The organism is Marinomonas sp. 63XJN7_7_ISO-PGPR-S23-202, assembly GCF_056173505.1.
Genome location: NZ_CM149677.1, coordinates 3286825 through 3312721 on the forward strand (window position 1 = coordinate 3286825; position 25897 = coordinate 3312721).

The following is a 25897-nucleotide window of genomic DNA, read 5'->3' on the forward strand; positions in this document are numbered from 1 at the left end:
TATTCTTCCAGCCAATCTATTTTTCTTGATGTAATCAATTGAATAGTTAAAAAATGTCGTTAGAATCCTGCCTACTTTGCAAACTAGGTGAGAAAAATGACAGACATAACCATTCTAGATGGCGGCATGGGCCGTGAACTTAGGCGCCGTGGCGCCCGCTTTAAACAACCTGAATGGTCTGCTTTAGCCATGATAGAAACGCCTGACATCGTTAAGGACATTCACAAGACCTACATAACCAGTGGTGCCCGAGTCATCACCACTAACAGCTACGCTTTGGTGCCATTCCACATTGGCGAAGAGACATTCAAAGCACGAGCTTATGAACTAGCTGAACTGGCGGGAAAAAAAGCACGTGAAGCAGCAGATGAAAGTGGCACGACGACCAAAGTCGCTGCCTCTATCGCCCCTCTGTTCGGTTCTTACCGTGCGGATTTATATCAGCCTGAACGGGTCGAAGAACTCGCCACACCATTAATTAAAGCACAAAACGATTACGTGGATATTTGGTTATGCGAAACACAAAGCATGATAGATGAACCCACAAGAATTAAAGCCATCGTCGACACAATCGACACCGAACATAAACCATTCTGGGTGGCATTTACATTAGAAGATTTGGAGCCAACGGATGAACCGATTCTACGTTCAGGCGAACGTGTTGAAGAGGCAGTGAAGGCTATGGAAGCCATCGGCGTAAACGCCATATTGTTCAATTGCAGTCAACCTGAAATCATTGGTGAAGCTATAAAATTAACCAAAACCACGTTGCAGAATAAAGCTATCCAGATAGGTGCTTATGCCAATGCCTTTCCTCCACAACCGAAAAATGCCATGGCAAATGACAATTTAAACGAATTGCGCCAAGAACTAACACCACCAGCCTACCTAAGCTGGGCACAGCAATGGCAACAAGACGGCGCAACTCTGATTGGTGGCTGCTGTGGAATCGGACCAGAACATATCCAGGTCTTAGCCAATGAACTGACCGCTTAAACGATCACTAAGACGAACACAGCCTTATCTGATACATAAGGCTGTATTTGACGTACTCTTTGCCTAGAACATATTATTTATCTGGAGAAAAACGATAGTGGTGTTTACTGATAAGCTGCGTTACTAAGGTCTCCTTCTCTAAACGTTGTCTCTGCTCATCCCATGCAAGCTGCTTGGCCGCCACTTGGCTAATGGCCTCTATATCTTTTAGAGTGACCCCACCGGTGACCGCCAGCGTAGTACGGCGCATGACAATATCGTCTAAATGATTAACCTGCTCGTTTTTTACGATCCAATCAATTTCCGCCAAACTCACATCATTCGAATCGGGTAAACGCTGATCATCATGCCATTCGCCTTGATGCAGGGCCACGTTTTGGGCATGACTGCCGTATCGTTCTAATAACTGATCGACTCGGTCAATCTGCAATCCTGAACGCTCACTCACCTGTGTTACCCACTGTTTTCTTTCCGCGACAGATAAGGGGAAATCTCGCCCTCCCCCTATGGGTAAATCTTGTGTGGAAACACGACGGGATTTATGCAGCCGTTTCAGCACATCATCCGCCACCTCTTCTGCAAAACCTCGAAAAGTTGTCCATTTCCCACCGATGAGGGAAATAATCGCAAAAGGCCGCTCGTGAGTTGGCTCAAACACAGGTGCCGAATGATCTCGGCTAATTAAACCTGGAATAGCCGCCTCACTGAATGGCAATGGACGAATACCGCTGTAAGCATACACAATTTGATCTCTCGTAAAAGACAAGCTGGGCATAAGGGAGCTTAAGCTCTGAAGAAAATAATCAATCTCTTCCTCTTCGCATTTCACCGTATCTGGATCATCCGCTTTACTGTCTGTCGACCCCACTAACGCTCGACCTAAATATTCAAACACCAAACAAATACGCCCATCGTCCGCTTCAAAATAAATCATGGCACCATCCAGCGCCTTAAGCAAAGGAGCATGATCCAATAAAATGTGCGAGCCTTTGGTGCCACCAATCATTCTAGAATCAATCCCTAACGATTGATTCACTTTGTCTATCCAAGGCCCCGCTGCATTGATCACAATATTGGTGTTAACACGAGTGACTTGTTCATTATCCTGCTGGAACAACAACACACCCTGCTCAACTTGTCGTAACGCCGTCCCATTGAGTGCCCGAGATTGATCATTCGCCGCCAAACCATCTTTGACTAACTCCCATACTAGGCGTTCTGGTTGAGCAATCTTGGCATCGTAATAATTCCCCAACGCCACAATGTTTCGGTTAAGAATTGGCAACAGCGCCAAAGCTCGACGACGGAATAAAAATCGATGCTTCGGCATAATGCGTTTACGAGCACCATAAAAATCGTAAATCGCCAAGCCCACTTTAATCAAAAGAGCGCCTCGGCTGCGGGGGGCTGTCGTTGATCCACATAGGGTTCGCAGGGCCGCAAAAACCCCTTTTGTCCAAGAAAAGGTCGGAATAAATGTCGAGAGCGGTGTCACATAATGGGGCGCATTTCGCAGCAATAAATTACGTTCCAACGTGGATTGCGCCACCAGCCCAAGTTCCGCCGTTTCTATATACTTAAGGCCACCATGAATGAGACGAGAGGGGGCAGCACTCGTTCCCGCACCGTAATCCTTTTTTTCTACCAGTAAACAAGATACACCTTGCTCACAAAGATCCCGAAACAAGCCCACACCATTAATGCCAGCACCGATGATCACCACATCGTAATGATCTACCTTCTCTACAGAGCCCATACCGTGTACCACTTCAGCGCTAACATTATGTTCATCTTCCATATATCGAGTTTCCATCTAGGCCCTATCCTGCTGTTTAGCAAAGCACTCAATATCTAACCAAGCGTCGTTTAACCTGGTGGTTAGCTGATGAAACAATTGAAATTTTTCTTCATAAATCAGTTTTTTTTGAGCATCAGGATAATAACTGGTGGTTAAGGCTGACAAATCTCGAGGATCATCGTGGGGATGTTTGTAAACACCCGCCCCCACACCTGCACACAACACAGCACCAAACGCAGCAGACTCATCGGTATTAAGGACATGAACGGGCAAGCCTAAAATATCAGCGAACAATTGAGCAAAGACAGGATGACGTGACACCCCACCAGTCAATCTTGCTTCATGAAATGAAAAGGCGGTATTTAGTGCTTCCACATGGACTCGGTGATTAAAAGCAATGCCTTCGAGAACGGCGGCAAGCATGTGACCTCGACCATGCCAGGCACGCAAGCCCAAAAAACTACCACTCGCCTCATCACCATAAGGTGAACCAAATAGATAAGGATGAAACAAAAGTGACGATGGATTGAGCAAAGCAGGCTGCATTTCTTCCGCTATGCTATTGTGAATATCCGTGCCTCTGGTCGCGGCAAGCGATTTATCCGCCCCACATAGCGTATCTAAAAACCAATCATAATTCGCCGATGAAGCGGGTGAAATGGCCATATTGTTCCACTGCCCCTCAACAAGTCCATTACGACAAAACCACTGCCCATCGACAATGGGGGATTCGGAAACAATTTCATTGATGGAATAGGTCCCTGCGACAATATCCACCATATTACTCTTTTGGCCCCCCATTCCTAATGCCGAGGCCGTTACATCATGCAATCCAGCAACCACGGGGGTGCCTGGACACAATCCTGTTAACTGGGCGGATGCTTGAGTCACCTCTCCCACAATTTCTGAAGAATCATGAATATCCGGTAACGCCGTTTCAATGTACTCAAGACCGTACAAAGACATAGCCGCCGAAGAATACTGTTGAGAATGAACATCCGTAAACGACGTACTGGCTTCCGTTCTATCCGTTCCTAGTTGAGCGCACAAACAATACCTTAGCCAGTCCTTGCAACTAAGAACATGTGCTATACGCTGATAATTATCCGGTTCATTCGTTTTGATCCACGCCAATAAGGCAGAAGGGGCTGACACATGGGGCTCTTGTCCTGTCAACACTAAAGCAGATTGCGCTCTGCCATCAGATTGCCACGCTCGAACTTGCTCGCCAGCACGACTGTCTAAAGACAAAATACCTGCTCGAACAGGCTTGCCATCGCGATCTAAAAGATAGATACCATCGCCGTGGGCCGTTACTGATACGCCTAAAATATCCTGAGCAGAACGATGACTTTTCTGTATCGCTTCATGGATGGCTTCCGCTGTCGCGAACCACAGACCCAACATATCTCTCTCAACCCACTTTGCTTTGGGAATATGTTGTGGCACACGCCGTCTCGCAACGGCAATCTGCGTGCCATCGACATCAAATAACACCGCTTTTGTTACCGTTAAACCACTATCAATACCAAGAAAGCTAGGCATTAGCCTCTCCTTGAGTTGTTTTTATTATAGGAAGAACTCGAAGACAATCAGTGAGTAGCCTTAACCTTAAAGCCGATAAAATCGAATGGTTATAACCAAGAAAGTACTAACGAAACCAACTCACGAGAATTACCTCACGCGATAAGCTTCATCAACACTATTAATCGCCTGAACATTTCCAGCTGAGCGGCCATTTTCGTCAAAGACTTCTTTCAAAAAAGCATCCGCAATGGATTTTGCCAACTCTTGACCAATGACTCGCGCTCCCATAGTGATAATATGGGCATTATTTGACAACGCTGCGCGCTGCGCCGAATAGGTATCGTGTGTTAGAGCGGCTCGAATACCGGGAATTTTATTGGCAGAAATACTCACACCAATTCCTGTCCCACAGACCAAAATAGCACGATCGTATTTGCCATCTAATACCGCCTTAGCCACTCTTTCGGACATATTGGCGTAAAACGGTTCGGCTCCTTTTTCTGTTTTGGAGACTTCTTCCACGTCGTAACGATCACTAAGATAGTCTGCCAATACTTTTGCCAACCCTTCGCCTGCACTGTCACCCGCAATTGCAATTCTCATGATGATCTCCTGTTATTATTGTTGAGCACTTGAACACAATTTCAGAATGTTGATATAGCCTTCAACATTCCACGCCGAGCGACCGATGAACAAACCATCAACGTGTTCACAGCCGATCAACTCTTGACAATTCTCTGGGTTTACCGAGCCACCATAAAGGCAAGGTACTCTTCGACCTAACACAGCTTCTGCCGTTTTGATGATCTCTGATTGACGCAAGTCCGCATAATCTGCAGAGGCTGGGACCCCTTTTTCACCAATTGCCCAAACAGGCTCATAAGCAAACAAAAGGGGCGCGTTTTTTTGCTCCTCACTTAAGTACTGTAATGCCCCTTTGACTTGTTCCGCCAAAACACTCGTGGCATGACCACTCTCTTTATCGGCTAAGGTTTCGCCGATACAAACCAGCGGAATCAAATGATGACGAACAGCAGCCTCAACTTTTCGGCCTACGGTTTCATTGGTTTCACCAAAATACTCACGCCTTTCAGAGTGCCCTAACTCCACCATGTCTAAACAGCAGTCCGTTAACATCAACGGCGAGACTTCCCCGGTCCATGCACCACGGTCACACCAATGCATATTCTGGGCGCCCACTTTGACCGATGTCTCCTCAAGCAACGCTTTCACTTGCCTGACCGAGGTAAAAGGCGGGATAACAAAACGCTGTATCCGCTCATTCGTATTGACGTCGTCCTGCTTCAGCGCCGTTGCAAACTCAAGGGATTCTGACAAGGTTTTGTTCATTTTCCAGCTTGTGCCAACCCAGAATGTTTTATTTTTATCCATACTCTACCCCGCGCGTTAGTAGACATAATGCGCTTTAAAACAAGCGCCCTAGACCGTTGCCTTTTCATTAATCTGCGCCGTTAAAATGGCTCTCGCTGACCTTTCATCAGTGATCAATCCTGTTAATAGCTGCCCTTCTAATACCGCTTTAATGGCTTCTATTTTCTCGTCTCCGCCCGCAATGGCAACCACATCGCCATTGGGATTACCATCAATGGATACCGACAACATGCGCTCGCTCAATGCGGTTTTAATGATGTTGCCTTTATCATCAAAGAAGTGCCCCATGGCCTCTCCAACAGCCCCAGCTCGGGCGATTTCGACAATTTCTTCTGGCTTAATTGGACCCGATACGACGAGTTGTGCCGTCTGCGCAACCGTGCCAATACCGATCAACTTGATCTCCGCATGATTGGCCATAGCAAACACGTCTTGAACCCCTTTTTGTGCCATCAAAACCACTTTATCTTCTTCCGAATTTGCCAATAAAGGCACTGGCATGGTGTAAGACGGAGCGCCTGTTTTGGCAGCAATCCAATGCAATACATCATCACGGTTAATCGAGTAATCCCGTGTTAGACCACCAAGCAAAGACACAAAGCGCACATCTGGTGTATCCATAGTCGGTAATTGATCAACCACCGCCGATAACGCACGCCCTAACGCCAAACCAATGGTGATATTTTTTCGGTTCGATAAGATAGAACGCAGAAAGGAGCCACCCGCTTGACCAAGCGCTTTCAGCGGAATACCTTCTTCCCCCAGATCTGGTGCAACGATGCAATGTTTCAGTCCGTATTTTTCAATGAGTTCGTTTTCTAACTCAGCACATTCTGTGATACGGCCATCAATGGTCACTTTGACTGCCCCATCGGCAACGGCTTTGGCAATTAAACGATGGGTTTTGACCGACGTCAGCCCCAAACGCTTTGCCACCGCGGCTTGAGTTAAACCACCCACGTAATGCAGCCACGCGGCCTTAATTGCCAAAGAGCTCTCATTGTCATGCTGCATTTTTATTCACTCCATTGACCCAATTAATCTTTTCTCGTACTGCCATGGTGTTTCCTTTAACTGATTCATTTACGACCATCCGAGCTAGCATATGAAAACCGCTCAGAAAGCCCAAAACATTAAATATGTAGATCTTCAACCCCGGTATTAATGTAGGGGGCCCAAAAGGCAACGCTTTCCGCTATTTGTGGCACTACTTCGCGATCCGTCGGCTCACGCTCTTTAAAACTGAGCTCAAGACAAATCTGATTATCTCGTGCGCCACCCGCTTGCAGAGCCGCTAATAAAGGCTCGGGTTGAATACGACCTTTTTCGTTGTAGGGTGAAGCAAAAGGCCGATGTCCGCCTTTGTCCATCAAACTTTGCTTAATATGAATGATGGGGGACACACTCGGAACCGCTTTTGCCCATGCATAGGGATCGTAATCATCAGGGTTCTTAGACATCACATCCCCATGATCGATATCCGCCATCATCCACATAGGAATGGCCATCTTGGCGTCTATCAAGCGTTGCTGAAGGTCAAGCGCAGACTGAATCGTCTCGCCAAACTCACGGCCGATACTCATTGGCTCCCAGTAGACATATTCCAACCCAGCCGCCTTAGCGTGTTCAGCAACGTCTGCCCAACAATCCATCGCAATCGAGATTAACTCTTCACGACGTGTTGCATCATCAAAATCTTGATAGGTCATAATCGCAAACTGTGTTCCTACCGAATTTCCTCCTAAATCGGCGATAATCTCGGCAAAGGTTTTAAACCATTCCACATAATAACGCCGTACGTCCGCATCAGGATGGCCAAAGTGATTAAGACGGCCATAAGGCCCCGTCATACCTGACGTGACTCTTACCCCTGTTCGCTCTAAGGCGTGTTTCATCTCTCGGGTGAGACGACGGATGACAGACGCAGGCCAGCTGGGATTAATAAATTCGTGAGTCAATTGCAAGTCACGTATTTTAATTTGATGCGCGACGGTATCAATCAAGTCATTTGGCTCGGCAAAACGGTTCACCAAAGGATTAGTATTAAGCGCTAAGGTTAGCGACATTGTTCACCTCTTCTGACGTTGTGCTGGAATGGTCCGCCGTAATGTGAGCCTGGTTATGCGACGTGATATGCTCGTTAAACCATTGAGAAAAAGCTTCTTTTTGTGAGGCATTAAAGCGCAGTCCTTCTTTCGTACGGCGCGTTAAAATATCATCCGGCGTCATCGCCCACTCATGGCTCACCAAATAGCGTACTTCCGCTTCATACAAATTCGCCCCAAAATGCTGCCCCAATCCCTCAAGCGACGCCGCAGAACCAATAATCTGGCTCATTCTGGTACCGTAATGACGTCCCCAATGCATAACCAACTCTCTGGGTAGCCAAGCGTATTGATCTTTCATGGATTGAATAAAGGTTGAGAAGTCTGCATTAGCAATATCGCCCCCAGGCAACGAGGCGTGACTCGTCCAATCTGGCCCAATATTTGGAAAAAACTTATCGATTTTTTGAATAGCGTGTTCTGATAACTTGCGAAACGTTGTTAGCTTGCCGCCAAAAACATTAAGCAATGGCACCTTACTGGTTTCATCCAAATCAAACGTATAATCACGGGTGACAGCTGATGGGTTGCCTTGCCCATCGTCAAATAAAGGCCTTACCCCTGAAAAGGTTTCAATCACGTCATCACGCTTTAACTGTTCTTTAAAGTAGCGATTAACAGCAGCCAACAAGTATTCGATTTCACTTTCGTCAGCAGTCACGTCTTCTACACGACCTTCATAAGGGATATCAGTGGTTCCAATCAGCGCTTTGTTTCCCTCATATGGGTTAATAAAAATCACGCGCTTATCATGATTTTGTACCAGATAAGCCTGCTGACCTTCCCAGAATTTGGGAACAATAATATGTGAGCCCTTAACCAACTTCACATTACGAGCACTTTTTGAAGAGGCCACACCATCAATAATATTACGAACCCAAGGGCCTGCGGCGTTCACCAGAACTTTGGCTTTAAAAACCGTCTCTTCGTGCGTTAACTCATTGCACACGGTAATCAGCCAATGGTCTTTCTCGCGTTTTGCTGAGACACAGCGCGTTCGAGTTAACACTTGCGCCCCTTTTTCCGCCGCATCCATGGCATTTAGCACCACCAACCGAGAGTCATCCACCCAGCAGTCTGAATACTCAAAGCCTTTTTTGTATTTATCTTTAATGGCTGCGCCTTCTGGATCTCGCTGTAGATCTAAAGTACGCGTACCAGGCAAACGCTTACGTCCACCAAGATGGTCATACAAAAACAAGCCTAAACGCACTAACCAAGCAGGACGATCTTCTTTACTGTGGGGCAACACAAAGCGCATCGGCCAAATAATATGACTGGCAGAATTCAACAAGACTTCTCGCTCAATGAGTGCTTCCCGCACTAAGCGAAATTCATAATATTCTAAGTAGCGCAAACCACCGTGTACCAATTTACCTGAACGGGATGAAGTGCCTTGACCTAAATCGTCTTTTTCACACAAAGCAACTGACAAGCCGCGTCCTGCGGCATCGCGCGCAATGCCCGCACCATTAATACCGCCACCAATGACAAAAAGATCTAATGTCTGCTCATTATTCATATTAAAACTCCGACTTGTTTAAAGCAGATGTTGCTACCACTTGGTCCGCTTTTATCGCTTCAAAACTCGCATTTGATGCCTTACGTAAGGCGTCAATCTTGTTCCAAGTAGTCGATAGTCGATAACGCTCTTCACTGAAAGCATCAAAAACATCATTGTAGTGATTGGCTAACGATAAACTTGGGGCTTCTTGCTCTGCGAGAAGAGGTGAAACCCATGTGTTGATACAACTCTCCATATTGGCATAAGCCCCCATAGCGACAGCCGACATCATCGCAGCCCCAGCAGCACCCGCTTCATCCCGTAAAGACATTCTGACGTTAGCATTCACGGAAGCGCCAAGGATCTGACGCAAGATAGGTGACCGCACCGCTCCACCACTTAGACGCACTTCCTTAGGTAAGGCCCCCATTTCGCTATAACAGTCACGCATGGCCATTCCCATCCCTTCTACCACGGCTCTCACCAAATCAGGAAAGCGATGTCTTGAGGTTAAGCCAGTAAAACCGGCGCGTGCTGAAGCATTAATAAAAGGACCACGCTCACCTGCATCGGAAATATAGGGATGGTACAAAAGTTGTCCTGGCATGGTTGTTTTAAGCCATCCATCGACCTTAGACACCAGTTCATGGCTGGATTGCGAGCAGCCAAAGTCGCACAATAAGTCCGCAGCAACATTCAACAACCAATCCAAATTCAACGCCGATGCCATGTTGGTTTGAACCTGAGTCACACGGTTTTGAATGGGCAATACAATTACATAGCCCGTCCCCACATCGTTCAGGTACACATCCTCTGAATTAACGGACTTCATATGCACTCCCGTGGACCCAACCACAGAACAGGCCACTTCCTCGTCTCCGGTATGAACCCCCGCACCTAATGCCGTCATCACCATATCAACATAAGCAAGTGATACCGGAATCCCAACACGCAACCCCGTCTGTTTTGCTGCTTCGTTCGTTAAAGGAAAGGTCTGTTGTGAGCCATCTATAATCGGTGGTAATAAGTGGTCATAATCAGATAATCCCAGGCTGGCAATCACCCGCTCGTCGTATTCTCTTGTTCGAAAATCGCCAAACGTAAAGCAAGCCTCTGAAGGATCGGTCGCTCTCACACCAGTCAATTTAAAATACAGCCAATCTTTGCAATGAAACGCCGTTGTCGCGGCGGCTAAAAGAGACGAATGCTTATCCTTCATGAAGGCTAATTGAGCCCCCTGCTGACAGGTATTCAGTCCAGTCCCCGTCAATTCGAAACGCAAACGATCGGTATGAGAGTACCTAAATGTATCGATGATGGGAGCGGAGCGGCCATCTAACCATAGCCACGCATCGCAAACGGGGTCTCCCTGCTGATCCATCAACCAAGTGCCGTCCCCTTGACCAGTCACTGATAGGGCACAGACACGTTGAGAAAAATTAGGAATTTGTAAACCTAGATCGCGTACCGCTTGAGCACAGTCAGACCATGTCTGCATCATAGATTGTGTTGCCGATCCATCTAAGCCTGTTTGGTAGCGATTTCTAACACTGGAAACCGCCACTTGCTCTCCTTCCATGGTAAAGGCAACCGCTTTAATCACCGACGTTCCTGCGTCGATACCAACAATCAGATCGGTTCTCACAGGCCACCTCTTACTGAATCAAGTGAACAGCAAAGTCGTATCAACGTTTTAGCATGACGCAGGCAAACACTTAGCATACTGATTCCCCATGAAGGTAAGTCTTTTGTTAAGGGCGTCACCGCATCTTAAAATCGACCATCCTTTTTTGTAATTTTTTTCTTTATCTGTTAATTATTTCTATCAAACGCCACTCTGTCAACATAGATTTTTCTCAAAAGGGATAGAAAAAGAGGCATATTTGATAGGGTAAAAGTAAAACAAATTCAAAAAAAGTATTGAAAATCAATAAGAAAATAAACATTTCATGAAGAAAAAAGAAAACAACAAGACGATTTTTAACGATGAAATAAAGTATTGAGATGAAAAATGATGATTTTTTTGTCGGTAAAAGAAATAAATTTCATTGACAGAAAGTAATTTTTAAACCATTGTTTGACTACTTAAGCTCTCTACCTACATAACAAAAACAACTATGGCTAGATCGCCACATTACTCTTCGATGCGATCACGAATAAAAAGAAAAGCCGGAGAAAAACAATGATAAACACATTGCACAAGCAAGCCGACCATCAGCGAATACCGTATCAGACTACCGTCTATCTTGCTGATGAGAGACGACCTACCTCTCTTTTTCATTCTGATACAAACACTTTCTCTATCAAGCATACGCAACCATCTTCTATTCGTTCAGCTATGAAGGGGCGTTTCTATGCGCACTAATCTCTCAAATCAAATGGTATCCAGAAAACGCAAATGGATACTTGGAACAGCACTCTTTACCATCATATTAGTAGTGGCAATGGCGCTTTGCACAAAAGTAATTGTAAACGGTTCAAGCGAAGACTTACGCCAGCAAAGCTTTTCTCCTGACAAATTCGCTCAAAAAGAATACCCATCTATCCGTGATTTTGTTGTTAATAAAGCGGTGGATGCCCAAACACTCCTGGCAGCCCTTCAGGAAAACAAAAAAAGTGCCATTGAAAAATATGGAGTAAAAAGCGGTATCGGTGCCATCATTCCAGTCAAATTTGACGCTGTCGTAGAAAGTGGTCGCTCTGGTATTTATACCCTTAAGATCGCCAATACACCGCAGAAGCAAACGATTCGTGTACAAGTTGGGCCCGCCATTAATGGTACGGCTCTGCGCGATGCGACAGGTAAAATCTCATTCGAACAGTTTACCAATCAAATTCAATATCAAAATGTGGGGGCGGCCATTAACCGCGTCATGAAAGCCGACACGCTCCAACACATCGATCAGAAGACGCTGGTGGGTAAGCAAGTCTTTATTGTGGGTGTTTTTAGACTGATCAACCCAAAGAACTGGCTGATAACACCAGTAAGGTTTGATGTAAAATGACAGTATCCATGATGCAAAACAACGACAATCATCACGTCACAGCAGAGACCGCACCAAACGATGTCGTCTTAGCGGCTCGCCATATCACCAAGACCTTTGGCAACACGCAAGCATTAAAAGCAGTTAACTTCGACATTTATAAAGGTCAGGTCACCACGTTGTTCGGAGAAAATGGTGCGGGAAAATCCACCTTAATGAAGGTTCTTTCTGGTGTCATATCACCGACTTCTGGCGATATTTTACTGGATGGCGAAGCCATTCATTTTAATAGTGCAGCAGAAGCCCGTGCACAAGGTATCTCCATCATTCACCAAGAATTAAGTCTCGCCCCCAACTTAAATGTTCGTGACAATATTTTTATGGGACGGGAAATCACGAATTCTAAAGGGGTTGATTACGCGGAAGAAGAACGCCAAGCCAAAGCGTTAATGGAAGAGTTGCAGGAGAATATTGACCCACTGACTCCCCTTGAGGAGTTACGCTTGGGACAACAACAAATCATTGAAATTGCCAGAGCTATATCTCAGAAATCTCGCATCCTGATCATGGACGAACCCACTTCGGCACTCAGTGCCACCGAAGTGGAAGTCCTTTTTAAAGTCATCAATGATTTGAAAAAGCGTGGTGTCTCGATCGTCTATATTTCCCACCACCTCGAAGAAGCGCTGCAAATTACCGATCATGCTGTGGTTTTAAGAGACGGCACCATGACCGCTTACGCTCCCAGAAAAGACATCGATCTAGAGTGGATTGTCCGCCATATGGTGGGCGAGAACTTTGACCTTGGCTCGCCACCAACAGGCTATGACATGGGCGATACCGCCTTGGAAATCGATGATTTAGTCATTCATGATCCCAAGGGAGGGCCGTTTAACGTGGTCGATCACCTTTCTATCAAAGTACGGGAAGGGGAAATCGTTTGCATCTATGGTCTTATGGGGGCCGGACGCTCAGAATTTATGGAGTGCGCTGCCGGACGTCTAAAGGCCGATTCAGGACGAATTCTACTCAAAGATGAAGAAATTTCCTCACTCTCTATTGCGGATCGCATCGCAGCGGGATTGGCCTTGGTGCCAGAAGATCGGCAAAAAGATGGTCTGGTACAAACCATGAGCGTGGGTCAAAACTTGTCTCTTGCTAGCATTGGTGAGTTTACCCGTCGATTTTTTACCTCCAATAAAGATGAAACCCATCTGATCAATCGATCCATTAAGGATGTAACGGTTAAAACAGACAGTGGTGAAGCCCCCATTGGCTCACTGTCTGGTGGCAACCAACAAAAAGTCGTCATTGGCAAAATGTTAGCGACTCATCCAAACGTTTTATTGTTAGATGAGCCCAGCAGAGGCATTGATATTGGTGCGAAAGCAGAAGTCTTTAAATTACTTGCGGAACGCGCAAAACAAGGGCTTGCCGTCATTTACTCCACCTCGGAAGTTGCAGAATGCCTAAGTATCGCCCATCGTATTATCGTCATGAACAAGGGCAAAATTGCAGCAGAGTTTGACGCCAACGTCAGTAAAGAAAAAATCATGGCCGCCTCAGGCGAAGCCGTAAAAGATTAAAAAAATAACAATATTCTGGAGTGTGATCATGTCAGCACAACACGAACAAACCTTAAATAAGGCAACTCCCCCTGCCAAGAAAGTCGACATTGGTCGGTTATTATTAGAAGGCCGTGCCTTTTTTGCCTTGATCGCTATCATCATCTTTTTTTCGTTTATGTCACCGAACTATTTTACGGTGAATAACTTTTTAATCATGTCCTCACATGTGGCGATTTATGGCTTACTGGCGATGGGCATGTTATTAGTCATATTGAATGGTGGAATCGATTTATCGGTTGGCTCTACTTTGGGGCTAAGTGGTGTGTTTGCTGGTTTCTTGATGCAAGGGGTGAACATCCAAGCACTGGGCATCACATTATATCCCTCTTTATGGGTCGTCGTTGTTTTAACCTGTGCCCTCGGCGCATTCGTTGGGCTGGTGAACGGCATACTGATTGCCCGATTCAATGTGCCCGCCTTTGTTGCCACGTTAGGTACTCTCTATGTGGCTCGTGGTGCAGCGCTATTAATGACGAATGGGTTGACGTTCAACAAGTTAGAAGGCGATCCGTCTTTGGGTAATACTGGTTTCGACTGGCTAGGATTTAATCGAATTGCCAACATTCCAATTAGTGTCATCATTTTCATCGTCATTACCCTGCTCTGCGGGATCATGCTTAGTCGAACCGCCTTTGGTCGTTGGCTGTATGCATCCGGTGGTAACGAACAAGCAGCAGACTTATCTGGTGTCCCGATTAAGCGCGTCAAAATAACCGTTTATGTACTGTCTGGTATATGTGCAGCGATTGCAGGGCTCGTTCTGTCATCACAATTGACCTCAGCAGGACCAACAGCAGGCACCACCTACGAGTTAACAGCCATTGCTGCTGTTGTCATTGGTGGGGCAGCTCTAACAGGAGGACGAGGTAATGTCCAAGGCACCTTGCTGGGCGCACTCGTCATCGGCTATTTATCAGATGGCTTAGTCATCATCGGCGTATCTTCCTACTGGCAAACGGTGTTTACAGGATCCGTGATCGTTTTGGCCGTACTCCTAAACAGTTTGCAATACGGTAAAAAGGGAAAATAGTTCGATGATACTTAAATTTTTATAGCAAATTTGTCTCAAACGAAACACAACTTGCTGTAAAGAACCTGCCGTTACTCGGCACTCGGCAACGACAATAACAATAACTGGAGCACTATCATGTTAAAGACGACGAAAAGTTTACTGCTAGCTTCTGTAGCAGGCTTAGGTTTAATGGCAAGCCATGTATGGGCAGGTGGGTTGATGTCTATCATCGTCAATGACCCATCTAACCCATACTGGTATACCGAAGGACAAACTGCCAAAGCGGAAGCAGAAAAGCTCGGTTACACGGCAACGGTTTCCGCCCATAAAGGCGACACCAATACAGAAAGCAACCTAATCGATACCGCCATCACCAACAAAGCGGTGGCTATTATTCTTGATCCGGCTAACGCAGACGGGTCTATCGGATCTGTTCGTAAAGCGGTAAAAGCGGGTATCCCCGTGTTTTTAATCAATGCCGAGATCAACCAAAAAGGGTTGGCCAAAGCGCAACTAGTATCAAACAACGCACAAGGGGCTGCCCTTGGTGCGGCGCAATTTGTTGACAGTATCGGCGACACGGGCAACTATGTTGAGTTGTTTGGTGCGCCATCCGATAACAATGCCGCCACTCGCTCTAATGGTTATAAAACCGTATTGTCACAATACCCTGACCTGAAAAAAGTGGCTGAAGAAGTGGCTAACTGGAACCGCACACAAGGCTACAACAAAATGCAGTCCATCTTGCAAGCGCATCCAAATATCAACGGTGTCATCAGTGGTAACGATGAAATGGCGTTAGGTGCTATTGCTGCACTAAAAGAAGCGGGCAAACTAAAACAAGTCACCGTTGGCGGTTTTGATGGTTCACCTGATGCGGTAAATGCGATTCTCGATGGTGAAATGGCATACACGGTTCTTCAACCTGTGGCGATCTTCTCGGCGAAAGCCGTTGACGAAGCGGATAACTATATCCGTACAGGAAAAACAGGCGCAGCGACTGAAAAACAACTGTTTGATTGCTACTTGATTACCAAAGATAACGTGAAATATTACACCTCACCTTTTGTATTATCTAAGTACTAATACTTGGTACTCTTTTCACCTTTCAAAAGGATCATTAGCGTTGGCTAATGATCCTTTTTATTATTGATATGTCAAAGTGAAGAATACACCCGCAAATATTCCGAGACAGCAATGCCATCGGCTGCTACATCGATCGGCGCATTCTGCATATCATGCCAAAACACCGCCGCTGCTTCTAATGACTTGATTTCACCTGTCCAACTGGGTATCACATAATAATGAATCAATTGAAGCTCGTCCGTAGGATGATACAGACTGCACAAATAGCGATGGGAATCAGGTACCACATCCAATTCTTCTTTTAATTCACGAACCAGTGCCTCAAGCTGGCTTTCCCCTGATTCTATATGGCCACCAGGAACAGCGATTAAACCAGGGTCAGAGGCTTTATCATCCGCTCTTTTTTCTAATAGTATCTGCTCATCTCGAATCAAGAGAAACGAAACACATTCGCTAACCATTACCATGACACCTCACAACTATCTTCATAGAGAAAGACTACCAACCCTTTCGATCTGCAAAATCATGCCACTTCATGATCATCGGTAAGAACCAAGGATGGCCAGTGTACAAAGGGCGAGTTTTAAAGGGAAAGTGATCAAAAGCGGTTTTACCATCCGTCAAATTCATTACCTTTTGAGCTACTTTACGCCCGAAATAGTTTGACCGGCCAACACCCGAACCACAATACCCCATGGCATAATGCAACCCATCCATTACACCAATATGCGGCACATGATCGAAGGTATATGCCACATAACCAGACCAAGCATAATCGATTCTCGCGCTGGCTAATTGAGGAAAAAGACGTAGCATAAAGCCTTGCAAATAACGGCTATAAATCTCTGGCCGGTCCCCTCGACCTTGCCCTCTTCCACCAAATAAAATTCGTTTACCATCGGGCGATGGTCGGTAATAGGCAACCAGACGTTCCGTACCGCCATGACAGCGCAACTTGGGTGACACTGACCGAATCACCTCTTCTGGCAGTTCCTGTGTGGCTATCATAGCAGAACGAATTGGAATCACACGACGACGAAATTTACCAAATTGTTCACCGGTATAGCCGTTGGTGGCAATAATTACGTCATCTGCTGATAAACGCCCTCCCTGATAGCGGACATCGAACCCCTTACCTTGGCGCTCTATCTGCTCCACTGGCGCATGATCAAGCAAAATAACCCCTTCTCGTTTGGCGATCTCAAACAAACCTAAAAACAATTTCGCCGGTTGTAATGTGCCATCGGTCGGATAAATCAAACCGCCATGATAGGCATGGCTACCGACTTCAGCCAACTGATCCTGACGACTAACTTCAATCGCGGGAAAGTCCACCACTTTAGCCAAGGCTTCTGCTTGCGTCACTAACCCGGCATAATGACTCGGATGACTCGCGCCACGAAAACGCCCACACATTTGTAGATCGCAATCGATGTTCTCTTCACGAATAAAGTCCACCAGCCACTGAAAACCAAGCAAACTTTCCCGAATGGTTTCATATACCTGTTCTTTGCCATAGTGCCGCTCAAGCCCTTCCACACCTAACTTACTAAAGCTTGGCCCTAACATGCCGCCGTTTCGCGATGAGGCGCCGCTACCGAACTTGGCCGCTTCCAACACCACCACTTGGCGGCCAGCACGTGCTAGGGTAATCGCCGCTGACATTCCCGTAAAGCCACCGCCGACGACCACCACATCGGCACGATTGGGCATACTTTTATCCGTCCTTGTTAACCCTGCCAAATTAAAAGATTGATCGGCCAACCAATAAGGAACATTGGTGTAGGTTGGTTGTTGATTGCTTTTCATGATTTAAAGAATCCATTTATTAAAGAAATATTAAGGCCAAAGAATGCATTACTCTTCTTAACTTACGTTACAAAACATGCTGTAAAAACTCCCGCGTGCGATCCCATTGTGGCTTCATTAGCACTTGCTCTGGCGGCCCAACTTCAACAATTTCACCATCCGCCATAAACACAACTCGATCGGCTACTTGACGAGCAAATTGCATCTCATGAGTCACACACACCATGGTCATTCCCGACTTTGCAAGATCCATCATCACATCTAGAACTTCTTTTACCATTTCCGGATCCAGTGCCGAAGTTGGCTCATCAAACAACATGATTTTGGGTTCCATTGCCAACGAACGAGAAATCGCCACACGCTGCTGCTGTCCACCAGAGATTTGTCCAGGGTAACGATGGGATAAATTCGCAATACCAACCCGATCCAACAAGTCCATCGCAATTTTATTAGACTGAGCTTCCGGCACCTTACGAATCCACATTAATCCCAACGTACAATTTTCCAACACCGTAAGATGAGGAAATAAGTTAAAGTTCTGGAACACCATGCCCATAGTGTTATGAATCACTTGGGCGCTTTGCTTATCCCTCGCCAGCCGATGTCCGAAGACTTCAACATTCCCCTCTTGGTATTCTTCAAGTTGGTTTAGGCTACGGATCAATGTTGACTTACCTGAACCTGATGGCCCACACACCACCATGATTTCCCCTTCATTGATGGTCAATGACACATCTTTCAACACATGATGATCTCCATACCATTTATTCAGTTTGTGAATACAAATGGCTTCTTTGTATGGGCGATTTTGCTGTCTACTCAATGGGTTAGGTGCTATTTCATTAGATTGCATCACAGACATTATCGATCTACCTTAAGACGTTTTTCTAAATTCAAACTGTATTGGGACATGCCATAACAAAGGACAAAGAAAATAATAGAGATCAGCACTAAAGGCTCGGTATCCAAGCCAAACCAATTTTTATCATTCGCAATATTGCGCGCCATCAACATGATGTCGAACAAACCAATAATGGACACCAAGGTGGTATCCTTTAATAAGCTGATAAAAGAGGTCATAATATTGGGAATCATCATACGCAATGCTTGAGGCAGAATAACCAAAACCATGGTTTTCCAGTAACCCAAGCCTAGCGTTTGTGCTGCTTCATATTGCCCTACAGGAATGGCCTGCAAACCACCACGAATGTTTTCCGCCATATAGGCACCAGCAAACAAACACACAGCCACTAACACTTGAGACAATTTATTGATTTGCACATCCGCAGGCAAAAAGATAGGCAGTAACGTGACCGCCATAAACAAGACCGTGATCAAAGGAACTGAGCGCAACAGCTCAATCACACCAAGCGACAACCAATGGATGACAGGCAGCTTGGAGCGTCGACCTAATGCCAATACCACCCCAACAGGAATCGCCATGGAAATAGAAAAGCCAGCGATAATAAAGGTCAAAAATAAGCCACCCCAGTGATCAATGGGAACTAAAACAAGACTGACGCGGGACAATACGATTGCCATAACAACAGATATGATGAGCCAACTTGTCACAAAAGCCATCGGCTTAGCGTTTCTTAATGACAACGTAGTAAAACGACTAACAACATACTCATGCAGGCACTTCTTACCGAATAACCTCATAACGAGATTCATATATAACAACACAAAAAAACCTAGAGCCGCCGCACTCATGACGCTATGAAAGACGCTAATATCATGACCAATAGAACCACCTAAAAAAAGGTAAGATGCTAAAAAGGGGTACAACACAATAGTGCATATACCGACCCACACTTTATAAGGTGTCTTCTTAAACGCTAAGGAAGCCAACCAGGCCACACCAAGTAAAAAGCCAATATTGACACGCCATTGCTGTGGCTCTGGATAACGTCCATAAATCAAATTATTGAACCAATCGATCACCCCTGCCCAACAGGCCCCATCTGGGCTGATTGCTAGACACTGACGGCGATTAGCGGCACTCCATACGGCATCAAATATCGCCCAATTTAGAGCGGGTTTAAGCACCAAATACAATAAGACGAACACACATAAGGTCAGTATGGCATTCCAAACGTTATTAAATAATTTAGCTCTTACCCAGCCAGCCAGCCCCCGAGAGGCATTTATTGGTGGTCGGCTTGGCGTGGCTATAAATTGGCGTAGAGGCGATGACTCACTATTTGCATTTACTAGATCATTCTCTTTCATCTATCTCACCTTCAACTGGACGCGGTCGTTGTAGACATTCCGCGCATAAGACATAAGCAAACTGATCACCACATAAAACCCCATCACCATGGAGATAATCTCAATGGCACGTCCAGTTTGATTAATGGAAGTTTGCATAAATAAAGACACCAATTCAGGAAAGCCAATCGCCACAGCCAACGACGAGTCTTTTGTCGTTGCCAACCATGCATTAGTGATTGGTGGAACAATGGCTCTTGCTGCTTGCGGAAGAAGAATAAGGCGTAGCGTTTGAAGGCGAGAAAAGCCAATAGTTGAAGCCGCTTCACCTTGACCATGGTCAATTGATTGCATACCAGCTCGAACGGTTTCAGCAATACTAGCTGAGCGGTAAATTGTCATGGCCATAAACGCCGCCCCAAAAGCAGCAGGTAAAAAGAGCCCACCCTCAAAATTAAAGCCATGCAATGTTGGTATGCTCCAAACGAGAATAGACGTGCTTTTTACGATAAAGAAATACGTCACCACCAGCATCGCCACGCTACCGGCCAATAACCAAATGGAATGTTTCCCTGTAATGCGACGTTGTTTATAAGACCATTTCACTAAAAAGAGGAAACTCATAAGAGCAACAACAAGCAGAATAACCGACCATAATGCACCACTCTGCACTGTTGGCGACGGCACATACAAGCCACGATTATTAAGAATAAAACCATCACCCAAATGATAACTTTGGCGAGGCGAAGGCAATTTGGAAAAAACAACCGTGAACCAGAAGATAATCTGAATCAGCAGCGGAATATTACGAACCAGCTCGACATACCAGCGCGCTAATTGAGACACCATAGGATTAGCAGATAAACGCATAATGCCAATAATGGTGCCAGTAATGGTCCCACAAATAATAACACTGGCAGATAACACCAACGTATTAAGCACACCAACCCAAAAGACTCGCCAATAGGTCATCGTTGGATCATAAGGAATAATGCTCCAACTGATATTGAAGCCTGCCGTTGAATGCAAAAACCCAAAACCAAGACTTAACCCCATTTGTTTTAGGTTATGGTCTGCATTAAAAAAAAGATAAGACAAGAAAGCGAGAACGGACAGCAAAACCATTGCCTGTATTAAATAGCCTCGCAGACCATCTCGTCCAAAAATACCTGACTGCAAAAAACTCCGAAATGATGACAAAAACTTTGACGCGGATAACCCCAGTCTGTTCACCATAGACCTATTTCGCATTTCTATGCCCTCGTTAAAACAATAGAAGCGAGCTATCCGATCCATATGAGTCCAGATAGCTCCAAAGAAAAGTTCTAGCGAAACGACTTGGCGTACATCAAACCGCCTTTCGTCCAAAGTTCATTCAACGTACCTTCACGCGGAATATTCAAGACAGTGCCAGGCCCCACATTTCGGTCATAAACTTCACCGTAATTGCCTACTTGTTTGATGACGTTATAAGCCCAGTCTTTTGACAGACCCAACCCTTCATTCAAATTACCCTCTGTGCCTAAAATTCGCTTCACAACAGGACTCGTAGAATGAGCTTTCATTTCATCAACATTTTTAGAGGTGATGCCATACTCTTCTGCCGCCACCATGGCTTCAAACGTCCATTTCACGACGTTCGCCCATTCACTTTGATTTTGTCTCACGGCAAAAGATAAGGCTTCTTTTGAAATCGTTTCTGGCAGGATTTTATAATCGTTCGGATTCGGAGCCGCGGAACGCTGAGCGGCCAAACCCGACTTATCGTTCGTCAATGCATCACAGTTATTATTAAAAAACGCGGTATTACGCACGGCAGAGTTATCAAATACAACGGTTTTTAAATCCAAATGATGACTACGACTGTAGTCGGCGACATTTAATTCACTGGATGTCCCCGTCAAAACGCACACCGTCGCGCCTTTTAGATCTTTCACCGAGTTCACACCAAGATCTTTGCGAACCATAAAACCCTGACCGTCATAGAAGTACGTCTCTAAAAAGTCGACCCCTTGAGTCGTATCGCGAGATTCTGTCCAGGTCATTCCTTTAGACAGTAAATCGCCTTTGCCACTTTTGATGGACGTAAAACTCTGCGCCCATTCCACTGGCAAAAACTTCACCTTACTTGCATCCCCAAACATAGCCGCCGCGACAGCGTGGCACATGTCAATATCCATACCACTCCACTTACCATCTTTGGATAGACTGTAAAAGCCTGGGAAAGAGTTACCTATTACACAATTAACATACCCTCTGTCTTTTACCTCCTGAAATACATTCGTATCGGCATAGGCATAGCTTTGCAACGTAACGAATGAGGTAACGACCAACAAACTTTTGGTAATCATTTTCATGTGAGTTCCTTTTATGATGACTGGCATTTGTAATTATTAGAGCTCTGCGCCACTTAGTGGGCCCGCTATCGTCTTATCTGACCTGACGCTACTAGCATCTTATGGGAAGATTCATCATAATCACACTGAATAATTTAAATGACCTCATAACTTTAGGTTATCTCTATGAATATCAATAAACTCAGAATTTTTCATGAAATTTTTGTCACAGGAAGCATTACGAGGGCAGCCGAGCGCAGTCATGTAAGCCAACCAGCGGCAAGTAAAATGCTGTCTAACTTTGAGGAGGAAATCGGTTATAAACTTTTCGAACGGAACAACGGAAAGCTGATTCCAACGGACGAAGCTCATTACTTACATGAAGAGGTCTATGGGCTTTTACAGAGTGTCAATCATCTTGAAGACAGCATAAAAGGAGCGAAGAACAATAAAAAAGGACGTTTGAGGATATGCAGCATTTTGGGGCCATCCTATCGTTTTTTACCGGAGCTGATTGCTCGTTATATGCAAATCAACCCAGATGTGAAAGTCAGTTTGCATTTATCCGGCTGTACTGCCATCAGACAAGGCGTAGCGACTGGACAATACCAAATAGGTTTAGTCGACAAAGCTGAAAGCTCTTATCGCCATGGCTCACTTGCAATGGATTTACTATGCCATTGTGCCATTCCTAAACAGCATCCTGCTGCTCGCTACAGCATACTGACACCGGAGATATTAAAAGATATTCCGTGGATCACCTTAGACTATGAAAATGCTACGACCAAGGCATTAAAACAGGCTTACCGAGAAGCAGGAGAGCTATTTAATCGCACCATAGACGTTCACACAACCGTACAAGCTCTATCTTTTGTGAACCTAGGCATGGGCGCGACATTGATAGATGCACTAAATTACAATTATTTTGAGGAGGTATTTCATATGCCCAATGTAAAAATAGTGCCCTTCGAGCCAAAAATCTTAGAACCTTTGGAAATCATCACCTCTAACGTGCTCCCCTTATCTGGCATCGCTAAAGAGTTTCATACCATGATGATCACAGAACTAGAGAAAAGACAGATTTTGTAACCATAGTCTTTCTTATCAGAGTAAGATAAAAAAAGAAAAATTAAGAGCAAACACTTGATTATTGCTCTGCATTATTTTTCTCAACAACGCCCCCTTTATCAGCAACCTCAAGGGTCTTCACCATGGGGTCGATTACTTTGTGAAACCACACCTTACCAAGGGTTTGCACAAGGGCTGGATAGCCGCTTTTTGGTAAACGCCCTTGGGCAACAAACTCTTTTGAAATCAGTACCTGCCCCGAAGAAGAAATTAATCTCCAGCGCCCCGCAACATGAACCTCCCCATTAAGGTCGCCATAGAAGGAATCAACATCTATGCTTAAATGCTCTGATGAAGAGACCAAATCCTGTGGTCCAAACCACTCAATATTTGGCATACGCTTAATCAAGGCTTGCAGGGTAAGTCGACTCAATTGGGGTGCTAATGGCTCTGCCCACAAGTTTTGTTGAGACCGAAAGACTTCGCCTTGTTTAGACACTAGCACTATTTCATTGCCGGCAAGGTAGTCAGCCACTCTAATGGGCAACAGTTGAATGTGCGCTACCTGTTGTTTTTTATCGGGATGCTTTTTACTGAATGAGTCCGACGATATCGATGTCGTAGCTTCGGCATCATGATCCATCAAGAGATATTCATTACTTGGCACAACAGCTGTCGCACAACCCGTTAACAAACAAGATAGTGCCACCGCTACACAGAGATAATATCGACTGAGCATATGTTGATTTTCCTATTATTGTGTTCCCGCTCTGGGTTGAATGTCTGGCTGCTTTTTCTTATCAAAAATCAGGACATTAGGATCTTTTCTTAATTCTCTTAATAAGGGTTGTAGCTCATTAAGAGATCGTTGTAATGACTCAATACTCTGCCGAGCTGGCCCGCCTATTTGACCGTCACTTTGATAGGTAACAAGCGTTTTCTTTAGCTCTTGAACTGCCTCTAACACTTGTTTCGGCAGTGCTTGGGTGTCTTTTTTCTGTAGCAATGCATTGAGGTCATTTGTTAGCTTATTGATACTTTGCAACGTGTTATTCGCTTCGACCATCGCATGATTTAGATGTGAAAAACTGTCTTCAATAGGCGCTTCTGATAACTTATCTAGGATAATCGAGACTTTTGTTTCAATATTCGCCAAACTATTTGGCGTTGTTGGAAACACATCAATCCCGTTCAATGTTTTATTCTTGATCGGTTGAGCATTTGCCACAATATTCAAATCAATGATCTTCGCCCCCGTTAATAAGTTGCTGGTTTTTAATGAAGCCCTAAGGCCTTCATGAATGCTCTTCTCAAGCATACTTTTAAACTCTTGCCGACTCATACCATTGAGTTGATGGTCCAGCCGTTGTGGTTCTATTCGAGCAAGTACCGGAACTACAGGGTCGGTCATCGAGGTAAGAGCACGTATATCTAATCCATCATAAGGCACTTGCATCACGGTACCGATGCGTAATCCGCGATACTCAACGGGGGCCCCAACTTCTAAACCACTGATATTTTCTTTGAACAAAAATAAATAATTAATAAACTCGTTATACACATGGTTTTGCGCAACTTGTTTGGAGGAATAAAGCTCGAACTGCGATAAATTTTTTACCGGATGCCCTATTTGTTGATCTTTCAGCATGCCAAAGCTGATCCCACCAGAAAGCAAGGTTTCAAGAGAGTCCAATCTTACTTCAAAGCCTCGCGCAGAGCTTTGCAACGAAAACCCTGGCGTAATCCAGAAATGGACAGCACTATTGACTAAAGAATCATAAGGCGCACGAATGAATATCTGATAGGTAATGGCATTTTTCTTAATATCGAAACCCACTTTTTCAATGTAACCTACATCATAGCCACGAAAATGTACTGCCGTACCAACATCCATTTTTGAACTGTCTCTACTGAATAATTTTAGATGAATACCTTGGCTTTTATTAGTCGAAACAGGAGGGTTGGGGAGGATGGTAAAATGCGTCGTCCGTTCCCCTTTTAGACTCGGTTCCATTTCAATATAAGCGCCTGAGAGCAGTGTTCCTAAGCCACTAACTCCGGCTTTACCAATACGTGGCTTAACAACCCAAAATTGTGCATCCGCATGCAACATTTTACTGGCATTTTTATTCATTCGGACGGTAATAATGGCTTGATTAAAGTCATCACTCAAGCGAACCGCCGTCACCGTGCCCACATCTACATTACGGGCTTTGACCTTGGTTTTTCCAGCCTCAATACCATCCGCGTTTTGTGCAATCAAGGTCACTTCTGGCCCTTGATTAGACCAATTTTGGTACACCATCCATCCCGCAATGAGTAAAGCGATTAGAGGAACAAACCAAATAGTATTAAAGCGGATTTTACGTACCTCTTGGAGGTTGTCATTCTCAGTACTCAAACCAAAATTCCTCTGTTAATCTCGTATGGTGCTTTTTGCT

Annotated in this window: 22 protein-coding genes; 6 read left to right on the forward strand and 16 right to left on the reverse strand. The window is 45.1% G+C overall.

Annotation, left to right across the window (positions count from 1 at the left end):
- The first annotated feature begins 96 nt into the window (after positions 1–96).
- Positions 97–996, forward strand: a complete 900-nt coding sequence (locus AC0VYG_RS15260) for a homocysteine S-methyltransferase family protein (protein ID WP_475428811.1) — start codon at positions 97–99, stop codon at positions 994–996.
- A 73-nt stretch (positions 997–1069) separates the two neighbouring features.
- Here AC0VYG_RS15260 and AC0VYG_RS15265 read toward each other — a convergent pair whose 3' ends face one another.
- From AC0VYG_RS15265 to AC0VYG_RS15300, 8 genes are all read right to left on the reverse strand, one after another.
- The gene (locus tag AC0VYG_RS15265) at positions 1070–2809 is read right to left on the reverse strand and encodes a glycerol-3-phosphate dehydrogenase/oxidase (RefSeq protein ID WP_475428812.1); all 1740 of its coding nucleotides are present in this window, start codon (positions 2807–2809) and stop codon (positions 1070–1072) included.
- The gene (locus AC0VYG_RS15270) at positions 2810–4339 is read right to left on the reverse strand and encodes an FGGY-family carbohydrate kinase (protein WP_475428813.1); all 1530 of its coding nucleotides are present in this window, start codon (positions 4337–4339) and stop codon (positions 2810–2812) included.
- Between the two features lie 129 nt (positions 4340–4468).
- Positions 4469–4924 carry a D-erythrulose-4-phosphate isomerase gene (gene derI / locus AC0VYG_RS15275; protein ID WP_475428814.1) on the reverse strand — a complete coding sequence of 152 codons (456 nt, stop codon included), beginning with the start codon at positions 4922–4924 and terminating at the stop codon, positions 4469–4471.
- Between the two features lie 15 nt (positions 4925–4939).
- Positions 4940–5713: a triose-phosphate isomerase gene (locus tag AC0VYG_RS15280; RefSeq protein ID WP_475428815.1), complete on the reverse strand. Its 774-nt coding sequence runs from the start codon at positions 5711–5713 to the stop codon at positions 4940–4942.
- A 48-nt stretch (positions 5714–5761) separates the two neighbouring features.
- Positions 5762–6727, reverse strand: a complete 966-nt coding sequence (locus tag AC0VYG_RS15285) for a sugar-binding transcriptional regulator (RefSeq protein WP_475428816.1) — start codon at positions 6725–6727, stop codon at positions 5762–5764.
- A gap of 119 nt (positions 6728–6846) precedes the next feature.
- Positions 6847–7779: a sugar phosphate isomerase/epimerase family protein gene (locus tag AC0VYG_RS15290; protein WP_475428817.1), complete on the reverse strand. Its 933-nt coding sequence runs from the start codon at positions 7777–7779 to the stop codon at positions 6847–6849.
- Positions 7757–9340: a glycerol-3-phosphate dehydrogenase gene (locus tag AC0VYG_RS15295; protein ID WP_475428818.1), complete on the reverse strand. Its 1584-nt coding sequence runs from the start codon at positions 9338–9340 to the stop codon at positions 7757–7759. Before AC0VYG_RS15295 ends, AC0VYG_RS15290 begins: the two co-directional genes overlap by 23 nt.
- Before the next feature lies 1 nt (position 9341).
- On the reverse strand, positions 9342–10967 hold the full coding sequence (locus AC0VYG_RS15300; protein ID WP_475428819.1) for an FGGY family carbohydrate kinase: 1626 nt from the start codon (positions 10965–10967) through the stop codon (positions 9342–9344).
- 709 nt (positions 10968–11676) lie between these two features.
- Here AC0VYG_RS15300 and AC0VYG_RS15305 point away from each other — a divergent pair.
- From AC0VYG_RS15305 to AC0VYG_RS15320, 4 genes are all read left to right on the forward strand, one after another.
- On the forward strand, positions 11677–12327 hold the full coding sequence (locus tag AC0VYG_RS15305) for a DUF2291 family protein (RefSeq protein ID WP_475428820.1): 651 nt from the start codon (positions 11677–11679) through the stop codon (positions 12325–12327).
- On the forward strand, positions 12324–13892 hold the full coding sequence (locus tag AC0VYG_RS15310; protein WP_475428821.1) for a sugar ABC transporter ATP-binding protein: 1569 nt from the start codon (positions 12324–12326) through the stop codon (positions 13890–13892). The genes AC0VYG_RS15305 and AC0VYG_RS15310 overlap by 4 nt, the downstream gene beginning before the upstream one ends.
- Before the next feature lie 28 nt (positions 13893–13920).
- Positions 13921–14964 (forward strand): ABC transporter permease, encoded by a 1044-nt coding sequence (locus AC0VYG_RS15315; RefSeq protein WP_475428822.1) that lies wholly within the window; start codon positions 13921–13923, stop codon positions 14962–14964.
- 117 nt (positions 14965–15081) lie between these two features.
- Positions 15082–16032, forward strand: coding sequence for a D-ribose ABC transporter substrate-binding protein (locus tag AC0VYG_RS15320; RefSeq protein WP_199475357.1), 951 nt, complete (start codon positions 15082–15084; stop codon positions 16030–16032).
- A 71-nt stretch (positions 16033–16103) separates the two neighbouring features.
- Here AC0VYG_RS15320 and AC0VYG_RS15325 read toward each other — a convergent pair whose 3' ends face one another.
- The 6 genes from AC0VYG_RS15325 to AC0VYG_RS15350 form a co-directional block, all read right to left on the reverse strand.
- On the reverse strand, positions 16104–16493 hold the full coding sequence (locus AC0VYG_RS15325) for an NUDIX hydrolase (protein ID WP_475428823.1): 390 nt from the start codon (positions 16491–16493) through the stop codon (positions 16104–16106).
- Between the two features lie 37 nt (positions 16494–16530).
- Positions 16531–17841, reverse strand: coding sequence for an NAD(P)/FAD-dependent oxidoreductase (locus tag AC0VYG_RS15330; protein WP_475428824.1), 1311 nt, complete (start codon positions 17839–17841; stop codon positions 16531–16533).
- Positions 17842–17908: 67 nt separating this feature from the next.
- Positions 17909–18703 carry an amino acid ABC transporter ATP-binding protein gene (locus tag AC0VYG_RS15335; RefSeq protein WP_475428825.1) on the reverse strand — a complete coding sequence of 265 codons (795 nt, stop codon included), beginning with the start codon at positions 18701–18703 and terminating at the stop codon, positions 17909–17911.
- Positions 18703–20073 (reverse strand): amino acid ABC transporter permease, encoded by a 1371-nt coding sequence (locus AC0VYG_RS15340; RefSeq protein ID WP_475428826.1) that lies wholly within the window; start codon positions 20071–20073, stop codon positions 18703–18705. Before AC0VYG_RS15340 ends, AC0VYG_RS15335 begins: the two co-directional genes overlap by 1 nt.
- Entirely contained in the window at positions 20074–21231 is a 1158-nt protein-coding gene (locus AC0VYG_RS15345; protein ID WP_475428827.1) for an amino acid ABC transporter permease, read from the reverse strand.
- A 146-nt stretch (positions 21232–21377) separates the two neighbouring features.
- Positions 21378–22409, reverse strand: a complete 1032-nt coding sequence (locus tag AC0VYG_RS15350) for an amino acid ABC transporter substrate-binding protein (protein ID WP_475428828.1) — start codon at positions 22407–22409, stop codon at positions 21378–21380.
- Positions 22410–22574: 165 nt separating this feature from the next.
- Between AC0VYG_RS15350 and AC0VYG_RS15355 the strand changes: the two genes are divergently transcribed.
- A complete protein-coding gene (locus tag AC0VYG_RS15355) occupies positions 22575–23477 on the forward strand; it encodes a LysR family transcriptional regulator (RefSeq protein WP_475428829.1) in 903 nt (300 codons plus the stop codon).
- A 58-nt stretch (positions 23478–23535) separates the two neighbouring features.
- On the opposite strand, the gene AC0VYG_RS15360 is transcribed toward AC0VYG_RS15355, so the two are convergent.
- Both AC0VYG_RS15360 and pqiB read right to left on the reverse strand, forming a co-directional pair.
- Positions 23536–24195: a PqiC family protein gene (locus AC0VYG_RS15360; protein ID WP_475428830.1), complete on the reverse strand. Its 660-nt coding sequence runs from the start codon at positions 24193–24195 to the stop codon at positions 23536–23538.
- Between the two features lie 15 nt (positions 24196–24210).
- A complete protein-coding gene (pqiB, locus tag AC0VYG_RS15365; RefSeq protein ID WP_475428831.1) occupies positions 24211–25857 on the reverse strand; it encodes an intermembrane transport protein PqiB in 1647 nt (548 codons plus the stop codon).
- Positions 25858–25897: the final 40 nt, after the last annotated feature.